Raw genomic sequence first — 14,963 nt, 5'->3', positions numbered from 1 at the left:
CAACGTGACTAATAAATCGCTACCGGTACCGCTCAGTTCGTGGGTTCAGTTCAGGTTAAACGAGAACGGAACCTGGACACGGACAGGTTGGCCTTGGGAAACGCAACTAAACTTCTTTACCGCATTGAATGCCGCGCGATCGAGGGAAGAGTCATCCGACGATTTCGCGACATGCTCATCCGTAATATGGCCCTGCGGATCGACTACGAATTCGATGAGTACGTCACCCGTGACGTTGTTTTCCTGAGCTTCCTTCGGATACACCACGGTTGAGCGGATCTGGTCGGAGTTCGGGCACGCCACGTCGACCTGCACGCTCACCGGCTTGGCCGGCGTAGGCGGTGCGGGCGGGGCCGGCGGCGGGGCCGGCTGTGCCACGACCGGAGCGGCCTGGTGTGTAATGGTGGGCTGCGGCGGAGTCGGCACATTAACTTCCGGCGGCGGCACGAACGGCGGCGGCGGCGGCGCAAACTTCGGCGGCGGCAACTGCACGGTCGGCAACGGCGGCGGAGGCGGCGGCTTCACCGGCTCGATGATCTTGGTTTCGATCGGATGTTGAATGACTTGCACCACCTTGGTGGCGAGGCCATTGAGCAGTGCATAGATGAGCACTATATGGAGGAGAAGAACGGCGGCAATACCGCCGAAGCGGCGCACGGGGTTCTGCTGCTTTTTCCCGAATTCGCGCGGGCGCCCAGTTCTATGAACTGCGGTCGTGCCCGCCGGAAACTGCCCTTCAACTTTCATAACCACCTTCGTTCCTCCCGGCGTGAACCGCCCATTTCCGTGACTGCAGCGTTCTTGCTACGTCGAAACATTGTTTCCTTCAGCCCCAACGAGGGCGCGCAACATTCTTTTTGGACTCCAGATGGGCGCGCCGTAGCACTCGACTCGAGCCTAAAGGCTTGCGCCTTGGGTTCAGATCCCGGGTTGCAACGGCTATAGGCCGTCTGTGTGCAAGGCGCATGCCCGCGTCGGACAGATTCTGAGCGGTCCGCGGGGATGAGCGGAAACAGCCAGTAATCTATCTGCGTAGAAGTACTAATAGACGGTATTTGCTACATCCCCTTCGCTTTGGCGCAGGCTGCGACGGACGAAAAGATGCTCGAACGTCACACGTATTTCACAGACCACCACTAGCTGCGGCTGTAATTCCTGCGACGGAACGATATCAGTTCAAAATCTCGCGTCAAACTTTTTTTGATGGGGGCATACTGTGTTTAGAGGATGCGCTCTAATCATCTGGAGCGTATTTCGTCAGTTAGCTTACAAGAGTGAATGGTTTGGGCGAAAAAGTCGTTTAACTTCAACGTTATGCCAAATGCTTTTGTAAGCTTGTGAAGGCTGACGTTAATACTGATTTACGACGCGCTGAAAAACAGCGTCAACGCCCTGCGCTACGCGACACGATTCTAAAACAGGTCGCCGGTCGTCTGCACGGGGAAAAAAACGTCTCGCGGGGTGTGCGGAATGGGTAGCGACGCGCATCGTGCAATGTCCGCGAAGTTCACGCGCAACATGGGCGGCCCCTGCAGATGATGAGAGCGGGATGAGGGCTGCAAGCGCGAGAAGCGCGCTTGCAGGGTATTCGCCTAGACGAATGATTTCGACGGTCTGTGCGGCGGATTTTCAAAGGCACGCGAGCGCTTGCCCGATGCACGATCAGCTCGCCGGGTTGACTGCGCCCGTCGTTGCCGGCGCAGCGGTGTTATCCGGCTGCGCATTGGTCGCTGAAGCGGCCGGCATGCAGTCGGCGCGGTACTCGGCCTGCAGCTTCGTCTCGGCCGCCTCGAGGTCGGCAGGGTAGACGTTTTCATCCGTGGCCGGGTTGTAGCCCATGGCCTCCAGTTCGCCCAGTTCGCGCATCAACTGCTTGTGCGTGACTTCGCCCTTGAGCTTCGTGAACGGATAACTGTTGCATTGCTTCGGCGTGAGACCAGGCGCGGCCATTGCAGAAGCGCTGCCGGCGAGCAACAGGGCCATCAAAACGGTACGTGTCGAGAGTTTCATGTTTGCATCCCTTTGCGGAGAACTTCGTACAAAGGCAGCCAGAAAAAGTGGCTACCGGATGCAAACAGGCTAGTGGAGAGCCCATACCGTTTCGCCCTCGTAACGATGAAAGATCGTTCATCTTTGCGCCGCGGCCCGGTAGAGCGTCAAAAGCGTGCGCTGCGCGCGGACCCCCGCGACTTCTGGGCGCCATTTCCTCTCTTAAATATTTTTTAATGAAACCGATATGTGAGCGTTACAGCCTCGCGCGTAGCCTGTGGCCATCCGTTGCCCACATTGCGGCGCCTCGCGCGCTGTCCGCTTCCGAACTCAAACCTGCAAGCCGAATATGGCATCATGTACCTCTACTGATAACCAGTCGCGTACGCCGCTCAGGTCGGCTGAGTTCGCTGTGGCGCGTGAAATCATCATGTCGCGAGTGCTGACAATCGAAGATGACGAGATCACCGCCAACGAAATAGTCGGCGAGCTGAAAAGCCGCGGCTTCACCGTGGACTGGGTGGCGAACGGCCGTGACGGCATGGCGCGCGCCGTCAGCGACGAATACGACGTCATCACGCTCGACCGCATGCTGCCGGGTGTCGACGGCTTGACCATCCTCACCACCATGCGCAGCATCGGCATCCAGACGCCGGTTCTGATGCTGAGCGCGCTCGGCGACGTGGATGAACGCGTACGCGGCTTGCGCGCGGGCGGCGACGACTATCTGACCAAGCCGTTCGATCCCGAAGAAATGACCGCGCGCCTGGAAGTCCTGCTGCGCCGCAGTCAAACGCCGGCCACGCAGTTCGAAACAACGCTACGCGTCGGCCCGCTCGAACTCGATCTGATCTCGCGCAAGGTCCAGCGTGACGGTGAAGAGATCGTTTTGCTGCCGACCGAATACCGCGTGCTCGAATTCATGATGCGCCATGCGGGCCAGACCATTACCCGCACCATGCTGTTCGAAGCGGTGTGGGGTTACCACTTCGATCCGGGCACGAACCTGATCGACGTGCACATGGGACGCCTGCGCAAGAAGATCGATCCTCCCGGCGTGAAACAGATGATCCAGACCGTGCGGGGCTCGGGCTACATCCTCGCGTGAGCAGATAACCTTGACGGACAACTCTTTCCCCACGCAATCCGCACTGGGGCGCCGTTGGCATTCCACGACGTTTCGTCTGATCGCGGTGTATGCCGTGATTTTCTCGCTTTCCGTGATGTCGCTGCTGGGATTTATCGGCGCTGCGGTCACCGGCGACATGGAGCACGAGACCGACGTCGTGATGCAGTGGCAACTCATCTACTTCGACTCGATGCCGCATACCGCGCTGGCCGATGCCATCCATCGCCGGCTTGAGCACGAGCGCATGCACGCCAATTACTATGGCCTGTTCTCGCCGGACGGCCGCTATGTCGCCGGTGACGTCCTCGCGCTGCCGCCCGGACTGACGGCCGATGGGCACGGCGTGACGCTCGCCCGCAACAGTCTGCAGACCTTGAGTGGCGAGCCCTCGCCGGTGGTCCGCGCGATGGCCGAACGCCGCCACGACGGCGAGACCCTCGTGCTGGCGCGCGACCTCACCCATATCCTGCGGATTCGCGAGACCATCATCAACGCGCTGATCGGCGGCGGGCTGCTGTGTCTCGTTGCCGGTGTGGCGGGCGGCCTCGCGCTGAGTGTGCGGCAAATGCGCCGCCTGAAGGCGATTCGCCGCGTGACGCTGCGCATCGCCCAGGGCGATCTTGGTCAGCGTCTGCCGATTGGCGGGCGCGATGAGATCGACATGCTCGGGCACCTGGTCAATCACATGCTCGAGGAAGTGGAGCGCCTGATGAACGAGGTCAAGGGCGCGTGCGACGGTATTGCTCACGATCTGCGCACGCCGCTCGCACACGTGCGGACCTTGCTGGGGCACATCGCGGAACGCTCCGACACGCTCAATGACGTTGCCGTGTCGACGCTCGTGTCGCGTGCCCGCGACGAGACCGACGCGTTACTCGACCGTTTTCGCGCCATGCTGCGCATCTCGGAGATCGGCACACTGCAGCGGCGCGGCGGCTTTGCGACGGTGGAACTGCAGGCGCTCGTCGAGGAAGTCGGCGAACTGTACGAACCGCTCGCCGAGCTTCGCTCGCTGCAGTTTGCTGTCGAATCCGAAACCGTGGAGCCGATTCACGGCGACCGTGCGCTGCTATTCGAAGCGTTCAGCAATCTGCTCGACAATGCCTTTAAGTTCACGCCCGCCGGCGGAGTAGTGCGCATGTCGCTGCGCCAGACGCCCGCGGGGCCGTTGGTAGAAATCGTCGACAACGGGCCCGGCATTCCGCTCGATGAGCGCGACGCCGTGCTGCAACGCTTTTATCGCGGCGAGGGCACACGCCATCTGGCGGGTTCGGGTTTGGGACTCTCGATCGTTTCTGCGGTGATGCGCGTGCATGACTTTACGATACGTATCGGTAATGCGGAGCCCGGCGCGCGGGTGCGCATCGAATGCTGGTCGAGGACACTCGCATGAGCCGTCCCGCTCTCTTTCTCTTTTGCAAGGGAGGTTGAATGCGCATCCTGTTCGTGGCCGCGTCCCATCCCGAATCCGCCTGGCTTTATAAAGCGCTGCAGGAGAGCGCACACAGTCTGCAACGTGCGGAGGACGTGCGCGACGGCGCGTTTCTCACCACTCAGGAGCTGTTCGACGCGATTGTTGTGATGGCCCTCGATGCATCGTCCTATGCAGCGCTGCTGGAGACGCTGCCGCAATTCGTCACGGCTGGCGCGGGCGCGGCGATCATCGCCGTGCTTGGTCACTCGAATGCCCAGGACCGCAGCCGCGTGCTGCGTGCGGGCGCCGACGCCTGTTTCGGGCAACCGTACTCCTTCATCGAACTGCATGAGCGTCTGCAGGCGCTGCGGCGCACGGCGGCCTCGCGCGCTGCGCACGATTTACCACCGGCGGCAGCCGCCGCTCTTGGTGAGGCGAGCGGCGCGCTCTCGCTCGATCCGCTGACGCACGAACTGGTCGAGGGCGAGCGGCGGCTGGTGGTGACGCGGCGCGAGTATCTGCTGCTCGAATGCCTGATGCGCCAGTTCAACGCGCCGGTCCCGCGCGAGCAACTGATCCGCTACGCGTGGCCGGAGAAGGACGATGTCGATCCGTCGAGCGTCAATCTGGTGGTCTCGCGTTTGCGGCGCAAGCTCGCACAATATCTGCCGGAAGTGCACATCGAGACGGTCAGCCGTTACGGCTACCAGATCGGCACGGGTTCGCACTGAGGGACGCCCCGCACCCTTTCCTCAGGGTGATGCGCGTCAAATCTCAAGACGAGGCTGCAATGAAGCGAGCGCGCTAACCCGTTTGGGGAGCGCGCCCGTTTCGTTCATGCTGACGCTCATGAACCAAAATAGGGTGTGCAGAAGCCTGGCGGTCCGACGCAGCCGTTGGCGGTGTCGGGGCCGGGCGCTGCGCAGCCGGATAGCAGCAGTCCGGCGGTGACGGCGGCGAGCGCGTAAATCACGGAGCGTTTGAGTACGGTACGGGCTTTCATGGCTTTGATCCGGCATATAGCGGTGTCTGTTCCGCTCGCCTTAATGTTCGTAGATCGTCGAGTTGAGGTACTGGAGCTGACCATCCTGTTCGGCGTGCACCAGTTCCTGGTACACCTGCGCACGCGTCTTGCCAGTCTGTTCCTGTGCCTCTGGCGAGACCCATTGGCCAGCCTGGTCGACGGCGGAATTCGAGTTCTGCGCCAGTTGTGTCGAAGCGGCCGGTTGCTGCGTGGCCGATGTGTTGGTCTGCGCGAAAGCCGAAGCGGTAGCTGTAGCGCCAACAAAGGCGATAGCGATCATCAGGTATTTCATGTTGGTTGTCCTTACGAATTAATGGTCGGTCTATATCAGTTTGCCTGACCGCGGCGCGGAGTTAAAACCGAAGGAAAAAACTCGCTGCCCGGTTGATTAGAAGGATAGTCGCCGGGGGATAGCGGTTCGACGATATAAATGTGAAAAGAAATTTACCCGCGAACAGGAACTGCGGCCTGCGCCTGAACCGGCGTAACAGGCGCTGCGGCCACCGCAGTCTGATCCGCCGACCACCCGCCACCCAGCGCCTCGATCAGTCCCACCGAAGCCAGTAAACGCCGCGTATTCACGTTCAGCGCGAGGATCTGCGTGTTCAGTTCAGTGGTCTGCGCGGTGACCACATCCAGATAGCTGACCACTCCATCGCGATAGCGCGACATCGAGAGATTCAAGGTGCGCTGCGCGTCGGTGAGCGCCTCGTCCTGCTGTGTCGCTTCATCGCCGAGATGATGCAATTGGGCCAGATTGTCTTCGACCTGCTGGAACGAGAGCAGCACCGCTGCCTTGTACTTCGCGCCGTTTTCGGCCAGCTTTGCGCGTGCTTCCTGCGTCATGGCTTCGCGGCGGCCGCCGTCGAACAGGGTCATCACGAGACTTGGACCGATCGACCAGATTTCGTTGGGCGCCATGATCCAGGGCGAAAGCGTGTCGCTCTGGAAGCCGCCGTCGAGTCCCAGCGAAACATCCGGGAAGAACGCCGCCTTGGCAACGCCGATCTTCGCGTTCGCCTCAGCCACGCGCCGCTCGGCAGCGGCGATATCGGGACGCCGCTGCAGCAACGCCGATGGCACACCGGTCGGAATCGACGGCAGATACGCAAGACCGGTCGACGCTGCGAGCGAGAACGACGACGCCGGCACGCCGGTCAGCGATGCAATCGCATGTTCGTACAGCGCGCGTCGAGCCTTGACGTCCTCGGCAGCGGCGCGCGCCGAAGCGAGCTGCGTCTGTGCGCGCGATACATCGAGGTCCGAAGCAATGCCTCCGGCGTGACGGCTCATCGTGAGTTTTAGGGCGCGCTCATAGGTGGTGATCGTGTCCGCCAGCAGTTGTTGCTGCTCGTCGAGTCCGCGCAGATTAAAGTAGGCGTCCGCAAGGCTCGCCTGCAAGCTAAGACGCACGGAGGCGAGATCCGCGTCGCTCGCCTGGGCTGCGGCCTGGCCTGCGGCTACTTCGTTGCGCACCTTGCCCCACAGGTCGAGGTCGTAGTTGATGCCGATGTCGACCGTGTTTGAGCCATACACCGAAGGCTCGCCGGAGCCGCGCAACGGCCGGCTGTCCGATTGACGGTTGCTCGAGACATCGGCTCCCGCGCCGATAGTCGGGAACAGGCCCGAGCGCGCCTGTGCCAGATAGTCAACGGCTTCGTCGTGGCGCGCCACTGCAGCGGCGACATTCGGATTGGCCGCCGCCACCTGCACTTCGAGCTTGTCGAGAACCGGGTCGCGGTATACCTGCCACCAGCCATCACGCGGCACCTGGTCGGCGGGTTTGGCTAGTTGCCACGCACCGCTTTCCTTGAAGGTCGTCGGAATGGCCGTGGGGGGCACCTGATAGACCGGCGCGAACGAGCAGCCGCTAAACAGTGCGCTGACCGCCAGCGCTACGCACAGGCTGCGCTTGAACTTGAGCCTAGCCATGGGCGCGCTCCGCGTCGCCATGGTCCGCGAGCGACGTGGGGGAAGGGTTGGCAGCGTGCGTAGCCGCGAGCCGCACCGCGTCGCCGGTGGCAATCGAGTCGGGCGGATTGTCGATCACGCGATCGTTGGCTTCGATGCCCGAGCCGATTTCGACCTGGGTGCCGAGATCCGTAGCAATCGTGACAGGCTTGAGTATTGCGTGGTCGTCCTTACCGACCACGGCCACCTGCAAGCCGCTTTGCCGGAAGATCAACGCGCTGGCTGGAACGAGCAGCGCATGAGGATCGGTCGGCATCGCGAAGTGCACTTCAGTGTACTCGCCCGGAATCAGCAGGCCGTTCTGGTTATCGACTTCCAGTTGCACCAGCAGGGTGCCGGAAGACTGTGTGATCGAATCGTCAGTGTCGAGCAGCTTCGCCTGGAATGTCATCCCGGGGCGCTCCGGCATGCTCAGCGTTGCTGTCATGCCCGGTTTGATGGCGGCTGCATCGCTTTGCGGCACACTGACATAAACCCGCAGTTGACGCGCGTCGGAGACCGTAAACAGTTCGTGACCGTCACCGCCGCCTGCATTGATCAGGTCGCCGATATCGGTTTTGCGCGCGGTGACGACGCCATCGAACGGCGCGGTGATCCGCTTGAACGATTCAAGTGCTTCGAGACGATTCACGTTCGCCTGGGCACTGGCAACGATCGCCTGCTTGGCGGCCAGGTCGCCGGTTTTCTCATCGGTGTCCTGCTGCGAGACCGAATCCTGCTTGAGCATCTCGGTCCAGCGTTTGGCGGTGGACGCCGCGAGCTTTTCGTTCGCCTGCGCGTCCTGCAAGTCGGCTTTGGCCTGCAGCAATTGCTGGTCGAGATCGGGCGTATCGATCAGGCCAAGCAGTTGCCCGGCTTTCACATGCGCGCCGATATCCGCGTACCACGCGTGCAGATAGCCCGGCACCCGTGCGTAGATCGGTGCGTCCACGAAGGCGGACAGATGACCTGGCAGAACCAGGGATTGCGTTGCGCCCTGTTGGCCCGGCGTATGCGCGGCGACGGTCGGAATGGCCTGCGCGGCGGACCACGCGGTCATCTCCTGTCTGGCGTGCACGCGGGTAAAGATGCCGGTTGTCACGATCCCCGCAGCGGCGAGCAGCACGACGATGCCGACCAGCTTCAGATGGCGTAGCCGCTTCGGCGAATTGATCTCGATCTCAGTGGACATGGAGCGCTCCAGTTTCGGAAGTAGGATGATTTTTGTCTTTGACAGGAGGGTGCTTAGCCGCATCGCGACGGTGCACCAGGCTGAACACAACTGGGACGAACAGCAGGGTGGCGAAGGTCGCGCAGATCAGGCCGCCGATCACGGCGCGGCCGAGCGGCGCGTTCTGTTCGCCGCCGTCGCCGAGGCCGAGCGCCATCGGCGCCATGCCGATGATCATGGCGAGCGCGGTCATCAGCACCGGGCGAAAGCGCGTGAAGCCGGCTTCCATCGCCGCGACCAGCGCATTGCCCGTAACCGCGAGGCGTTCGCGTGCGAAGCTCACGACCAGAATGCTGTTGGCCGTTGCCACGCCCATGCAGAGAATGGCGCCGGTCAACGCTGGTACCGAGAGCGGCGTATGCGTGGTGAACAGCATCCAGACGATTCCGGCGAGCGCCGCGGGCAACGCGGTAACGATAACGAAGGCGTCGGACCACGAATGGAAGTTGACGACGATCAGCATGTAGATCAACGCGATCGCACCGACGAGGCCGAGCGAGAGTCCGAGGAAGGCGCTGTTCATCGTCTCGACCTGGCCGCGCAAGGTGACCGTCGAACCCTTCGGCACGTCTTTCGCCGTTGCATGCAGGATGTGCTGGATATCCGTTGCCACGGCGCCGAGATCGCGCCCCTGGGTCGTCGCAAACACATCGTAAAGCGGCTCGATGTTGTAGTGCGAGACGACGGCATCGCCGACGCCGCGCTCGATCGTCGCAATGCCGCCCAGAATCTGCGACTGGCCGTCCTTGCCAGTAATGGGCAGATTGTCCAGCGCCGAGAGCGACTCCATGCGGTATTGCGGCGTCTGCGCGACGATCGGATACGACACACCGTTATGCGGATTCAGCCAGTAAGTGGGCGATACCTGGCTCGTGCCCGACAGGCTCGCCACCACGGAGTTGGTCACGTCCTGCTCGGTGATGCCCAGTTCGTCTGCCCGCGAACGGTCAACCGACACGGTGAACTGCGGGTAGGTCGACGCCTGCTGGATGCGCGTATCGGCGATGCCCGGAATCAGGCGCATGCGGCGCATCACTTCGTTGGCGTAGCGATGATTGGCATCCTGATTCGGCCCCGCTATCTGCAGGTCGATCGGTGCCGGTGAGCCGAAGTTCAGAATCTGGCTGACGATGTCGGCGGGCAGGAACGAGAAGGTCGTACCGGGAAATTCGCGCGGCAGAATCTTGCGCAGCGTTTTCACATAGCCGGCGGTGGGCGCATGATTTTCGTTCAACGAAATCATGATGTCGCCGTCGTTCGGACCCGTGGTGCCACTATTGTTATAGGTCAGGTTGATACCGCTGTTCGGCAAGCCGACGTTGTCGATGATGCTGCCGAGTTGATTGGGCGGCACCACGCTGCGCACGGCGTTCTCGATGTGATCGAACTCATCGGCGGTGTCTTCGATTCGCGTGCCGACCGGCGCACGGACATGAAGCGCGATTTCGCCCGAGTCGATGTCGGGAAAGAAATTGCGTCCCAGCCACGGGGCAAGCAGGAACGACGCACCGACGACGATCAGAAAGCCAACCACGAAGCGCTTGCGGTTTGTCAGCGCAAGGCCGAGCACGATGCGATAGACAGCGCGCACGCGTTCGAAGCGATGCTCGAAGCCGCGCTGAAAGCGCACCAGCGGATTGCGCGAAGCGGGTGACGGGTGGTGGCCGCCGTGCGGCTCCATCACCGCCGCCAGTTCGCCGGAGGCGTGACCGCCCGATGCATGCGGTTTCAGCAGATACTGCGCAAGCATCGGCACGAAGGTCCGGGACAACACAAACGACGCCACCATCGCAAAGATCACTGCCTCGGCCATCGGCACGAACAGGAAGCGGGCGATGCCGTTAAGCAGCAGCATCGGCACGAACACGATACAGATACACAGCAACGAGACGAACGCCGGCCCGACGATCTGCGCGGCGCCGTCCATGATCGCGCTCCTGACATCCTTGCCTTGTTCGAGGTGCCAGTTGATGTTTTCGATCGTGACGGTTGCGTCGTCCACCAGAATCCCGACCGCGAGCGCAAGACCGCCTAGTGTCATCACGTTGAGCGTTTCACCCATCGCCGAGAGGCCCGCAATCGCTGCCAGCACGGCGAGCGGAATCGACGCCGCGATGATCAGCGTCGAGCGCCAGCTGCCGAGGAACAGCAGAATCATCAGCGACGTCAGCGCCGCGGCGATGATGCCTTCGCGCGCCACACCGCTCACGGCGCCCTTCACGAAGGTGGATTGATCGCCCATCGTGACGAGCTTGAGTCCGGGCGGTAGTGTCTCCTCGATGCGGGGCAGCTGTGCCTTGACGCCCGCGATGATATCGAGCGTGGAGGCCGAGCCGTTCTTCAGGATACTCATCAGCACCGCACGGTGACCATCAACACGCACGATGTTGGTCTGCGGCGGATAGCCGTCCCGCACATGGGCGACGTCGCGAATATAGATGGTTGCGCCGTCCACGGTCTTGATCGGCAGGTTGTTCAGTTCCTGCAGCGACAGCGGGCTGTTGTTCAGTTTGATGTTGTATTCGAAGCGGCCGATCTTCTCGGTGCCCGCCGGGATGATCTGGTTCTGTTGCGCCAACGCGTCGGCCACATCCTGCGCGGAGAGTTTCTTCGCCTGCAGCGCTTGCGGGTCGAGGTCGATCTGCACTTCGCGGGTCTTGCCGCCGTAGGCGGTCGGAATCGCCACGCCGGGCACGCTCAGCAGTTGCGGACGGATGAAGTTGGTCGCGTAGTCGGCGAGCTTCTGTTCGTCGAGCGTGTTGCTGGTGAGCGCCAGTTGCAGAACCGGCACGGTCGAGGCGTTGTAGTTGAGGATCTGCGGCGGCGTCGTGCCGGGCGGCATCTGCTTCAACACGGTCTGCGAAACCGAGGTGACCTGTGCTGTGGCGGTGCGAATATCGACGTTCGGCTGGAAGAAGATCTTGACGATGCCGTAGCCGCGAAACGATTGCGACTCGATATGCTGAACATCGTTGACCGTGGTGCCGAGCGTACGCTCGTAATAGGTGACGATGCGTCCGGCCATGTCGTCCGGTTGCAGGCCCGCGTAGTTCCACACGACGCTGATTACCGGAATGCGGATATCGGGAAAGATATCGGTTGGCGTGCGCAACGCGGAAAGCGGGCCGATCAACACGATCAGCATCGCAAGCACGATGAACGTATAAGGCCGCGTTAAAGCGAGCCGGACTATTTTTAACATCGAAAGCTGCTCCGTTCAGAATGGCGCGATGACTCGGCGGCGTCAGTCGGTTAGGGCAAGTCCCAATGGTGGCTTGCCCGATGTCGGTATTCTGTCGAGCAAGCCCTAACACCCTGCGACTAAAAAAATGAAACAAGTTTTAGTTGCCAGGCATGGCGAAATTAAAAGCGCGGTGACGATGCGTTAGCCGTGTAGCAACGCGATCACGAACAGAGACACACAGCGTGCTGCTTGGAGCACGCTGTGTTCGATGAGGGGAGAGTGGAGGGGACGACGCGCTTGCGCGTCAACCGAACAGGTAGCCGGACCCGCGAATGGTGCGGATCAGTGGACGTTCGCCCGGCACGTCGACCTTTTTGCGCAGACGTCCCACGTGTACGTCAATCAGGTTGGTGCCCGGATCGAAGCGGCAACCCCAAACCGCTTCGAAAATCATCGTGCGCGTCAGCACCTGGCCTGCATGACGCATCATGAATTCCAGCACGCGGAATTCGGTGGGCTGCAATTCGAGTTCGCGTTTGCCGTGGGTGACGCGGCGGCGCACCAGATCGAGCTCAAGCGCACCGGTACGTAGCAAGGTCTCCGCTTTGGCATTACGCGGACGCCGCCGCAGCAGGACTTCCACACGTGCAAACATCTCGTCGGCGGAGAAGGGCTTGGTCAGGTAGTCGTCACCGCCGGCACGCAGCCCCTGAATGCGATGATCGACATCGGACATCGCGCTCATCACCAGCACCGGCGTTTCCATGCCCACGCCGCGCATGGTGGCGACGATCGTCAGACCGTCGAGATCCGGCAGCATGCGGTCGAGCGTGACGACGTCGTATTCGCCTGCCATGACCTTGGCCATGCCTTCGCGGCCGGTGCGCGCCACGTCGACCGAGAAACCGCTCGAGGTGAGCGTGCGCACGATGTCGTCCGCGATCAGTTCGTCGTCTTCGATCGTCAGTATCTTCGGCATGGTTCGCTGGCGTATTTCTTCAGGGCCATCACGCTACGACGCGCAGCGCGACCTGCTTGTCGGGTGCGCGATACTGGCTCACCGCAAAGTCGATAAAGCTGCGCACCTTCATCGACAGATAGTTACGCCCCGAATACAGGATCGACACATGACGTGGACCGCCATTGACTTCGTATTGTTCGAGCACCGGTACCAGCGTGCCCTGAGCGAGGTCTTCGTCGACGAACGGCAGCGGCAGCAACGCGATGCCCATGTGGTTGAGCGCGGCCACCCGCACCATTGCGCTGCTGGTCGCTGTCAGCGCGCTGCCGGTGTTGACCCGGTAGACGCCGTCGGCATCCGCGAATTCCCAGGTCCGCGAACTGCCGTCCGAGACCGTCAGCAAACCGTGGCGATTCAATGCGGCCGGGTCGCGCGGCGTGCCTTGGCGGGCCAGATACGACGGCGAAGCCACCGTGACTTCCTCGATGCTCGTAAGCGTGCGGCTTACGAGCGTGGAACTGGCGAGACGGCGGTCGTCGGAGAAGCATACGTCGTAGCCGCCTTCCACCATGTCGATATGCGTGTCGAAGGTGGTGATGTCGAAATCGACCCGCGGATGCAGCGTTCGATAGGTGGCGAGCAGGTTGCCGAGTCCCGAGGCCGCGAAGGTCATCGGCGTGGCGATGCGCAAGGTGCCGCGCGGGTCGCGGGTGGTCTGCACGAGGTTCGATTCCATTTCATCGAGCTTTTCGATGATCGTTCGGCATCCGTCCAGATACTCCTTGCCCACTTCCGTGAGCGACAGGCTGCGCGTCGTGCGGTTAAGCAGGCGCATGTTCAGATGCGCCTCGAGCATACTGACACTGCGCGTGACGGCGGCAGCCGACATGCCCAGTTGTCTCGCGGCCAGGTTGAAGCTGGCGAGATCGACTACGCGTGTGAAGACACGCATCGCTTGTAGCTGGTTCATGTTCTTACACTAGGAAAGGACGATGCGTGCATCATGGGCGCTCGCAGATAACATGGCACTGCCAGCTTGATTAAGTCTTTTTTAATTTTGTGCAATGTTCATGAACTACGTGGATACATTGCGCGTGTGGGAGGCGCGGTGCGCGGGTCGCCTTGCAAAAGCGACAGGCAAAAAAAAAGCGCGGACAAGCCGCGCTGTAAGGAGATCTTGAAAAAGACCGCAGTGATGCGGAAAGGTCAGTATAGGGTGTTGCATGCGCGTAGTGGAGATGAACTTTGAAATACATTGCTGCACAAAGCGGAACAAATCATGCCAGCGGTGCAGCAACGCATGAGTGTCATTGTGGGGTGCGCCGGGCGGTGCGTGGCGGATGCCTGCGTCGAAAGGCTGGCGTTCTAATTCATCAACGCAGGCGCTTCTTCCACTTCAAGCTGCTTGAGATGCTTCGACAAGGCGTCGTTGAGTTTGGCGAGGCTTGCCGTGGGCAGTGCAAAGCCGGCCCAACCAAGACCGGTGTGACGCATGAACAGAACGGCGCCGTCATAGAGCGGATGTTTCTCCGTGTGCCAGCAAGGATCCATTTCGATCACATATTGGTGCGTGCGCGACGGCTCTTTTGGCACTTCAGGCCGCATCGCGGCGCGCAGCAGGCTCAGGCGCTCGATGACCGCGTCGACTTCGCTCGCTGCCAGCAACACAGAATTGTCGTCGACGGCAACCCGCACTGCGTTGTCACCGTACTCGTTCATCATCTCGATCGTCATCGGCATGTCCGGCTCCTCAATACGTATCACGTTGAGGAAATTATGGATCGACGGGCGCGTGCGTTGGTTGAAACAGGGCAATCGTTTGATGAAACTTAATTTAAGTAGCGCGTTGCCCCGTATAGGCATGGCTTCGCCCGGGCGGCGGGAAAGGGCGAACAGTTGGCAGGTAATTTCGACAGCTGCGGAATAGGCTCAGATTCACATAGCGGGAAACCGGAAACAACGACACGAAAGGGGAGTGACGAAATGCGCAACGTTCATAAAGCGGTATTTCCCGTGGGCGGACTGGGAACGCGATTTCTGCCCGCCACCAAGGCCAGCCCCAAAGAGATGCTGCCGATCGT

General features: G+C 61.4%; 13 protein-coding genes and 1 pseudogene. 4 read left to right on the top strand and 10 right to left on the bottom strand.

What is annotated here, in order from left to right; translation table 11 throughout:
• Positions 1-45: 45 nt before the first annotated feature.
• Positions 46-747 (bottom strand): energy transducer TonB, encoded by a 702-nt coding sequence (locus M0954_RS00485; protein ID WP_166660695.1) that lies wholly within the window; start codon positions 745-747, stop codon positions 46-48.
• 915 nt (positions 748-1,662) lie between these two features.
• Positions 1,663-2,010 (bottom strand): DUF4148 domain-containing protein, encoded by a 348-nt coding sequence (locus tag M0954_RS00480; RefSeq protein ID WP_122154296.1) that lies wholly within the window; start codon positions 2,008-2,010, stop codon positions 1,663-1,665.
• A gap of 409 nt (positions 2,011-2,419) precedes the next feature.
• Between M0954_RS00480 and M0954_RS00475 the strand changes: the two genes are divergently transcribed.
• The 3 genes from M0954_RS00475 to M0954_RS00465 are packed head-to-tail and all read left to right on the top strand — an operon-like array spanning position 2,420 to position 5,263.
• Positions 2,420-3,097, top strand: coding sequence for a response regulator transcription factor (locus tag M0954_RS00475; RefSeq protein WP_074265112.1), 678 nt, complete (start codon positions 2,420-2,422; stop codon positions 3,095-3,097).
• Between the two features lie 10 nt (positions 3,098-3,107).
• A complete protein-coding gene (locus M0954_RS00470) occupies positions 3,108-4,511 on the top strand; it encodes a HAMP domain-containing sensor histidine kinase (protein ID WP_297351049.1) in 1,404 nt (467 codons plus the stop codon).
• 38 nt (positions 4,512-4,549) lie between these two features.
• Positions 4,550-5,263 carry a response regulator transcription factor gene (locus M0954_RS00465; RefSeq protein ID WP_123384319.1) on the top strand — a complete coding sequence of 238 codons (714 nt, stop codon included), beginning with the start codon at positions 4,550-4,552 and terminating at the stop codon, positions 5,261-5,263.
• 116 nt (positions 5,264-5,379) lie between these two features.
• On the opposite strand, the gene M0954_RS00460 is transcribed toward M0954_RS00465, so the two are convergent.
• From M0954_RS00460 to M0954_RS00425, 8 genes are all read right to left on the bottom strand, one after another.
• Complete coding sequence (locus tag M0954_RS00460; RefSeq protein WP_166660696.1) at positions 5,380-5,535, bottom strand: hypothetical protein; 156 nt, start codon at positions 5,533-5,535, stop codon at positions 5,380-5,382.
• Positions 5,536-5,575: 40 nt separating this feature from the next.
• On the bottom strand, positions 5,576-5,848 hold the full coding sequence (locus M0954_RS00455; protein ID WP_122154298.1) for a DUF4148 domain-containing protein: 273 nt from the start codon (positions 5,846-5,848) through the stop codon (positions 5,576-5,578).
• 152 nt (positions 5,849-6,000) lie between these two features.
• Positions 6,001-7,488 carry an efflux transporter outer membrane subunit gene (locus M0954_RS00450; protein WP_123384318.1) on the bottom strand — a complete coding sequence of 496 codons (1,488 nt, stop codon included), beginning with the start codon at positions 7,486-7,488 and terminating at the stop codon, positions 6,001-6,003.
• Positions 7,481-8,698: an efflux RND transporter periplasmic adaptor subunit gene (locus tag M0954_RS00445; protein WP_122154300.1), complete on the bottom strand. Its 1,218-nt coding sequence runs from the start codon at positions 8,696-8,698 to the stop codon at positions 7,481-7,483. Before M0954_RS00445 ends, M0954_RS00450 begins: the two co-directional genes overlap by 8 nt.
• A complete protein-coding gene (locus tag M0954_RS00440; RefSeq protein ID WP_297351045.1) occupies positions 8,688-11,939 on the bottom strand; it encodes an efflux RND transporter permease subunit in 3,252 nt (1,083 codons plus the stop codon). Before M0954_RS00440 ends, M0954_RS00445 begins: the two co-directional genes overlap by 11 nt.
• A gap of 286 nt (positions 11,940-12,225) precedes the next feature.
• The gene (locus tag M0954_RS00435; protein ID WP_074265105.1) at positions 12,226-12,900 is read right to left on the bottom strand and encodes a response regulator transcription factor; all 675 of its coding nucleotides are present in this window, start codon (positions 12,898-12,900) and stop codon (positions 12,226-12,228) included.
• Between the two features lie 28 nt (positions 12,901-12,928).
• The gene (locus M0954_RS00430; RefSeq protein ID WP_122154302.1) at positions 12,929-13,852 is read right to left on the bottom strand and encodes a LysR family transcriptional regulator; all 924 of its coding nucleotides are present in this window, start codon (positions 13,850-13,852) and stop codon (positions 12,929-12,931) included.
• A 395-nt stretch (positions 13,853-14,247) separates the two neighbouring features.
• A complete protein-coding gene (locus M0954_RS00425) occupies positions 14,248-14,616 on the bottom strand; it encodes a hypothetical protein (RefSeq protein ID WP_183143199.1) in 369 nt (122 codons plus the stop codon).
• Between the two features lie 249 nt (positions 14,617-14,865).
• Here M0954_RS00425 and M0954_RS00420 point away from each other — a divergent pair.
• A pseudogene (locus tag M0954_RS00420) lies at positions 14,866-14,963 on the top strand (UTP--glucose-1-phosphate uridylyltransferase); the annotation flags it as partial.

The sequence above is a fragment of the Paraburkholderia sp. genome (assembly GCF_026225065.1).
GTDB lineage: Bacteria > Pseudomonadota > Gammaproteobacteria > Burkholderiales > Burkholderiaceae > Paraburkholderia.
This window is presented reverse-complemented; position numbering and strand designations above follow the sequence as displayed.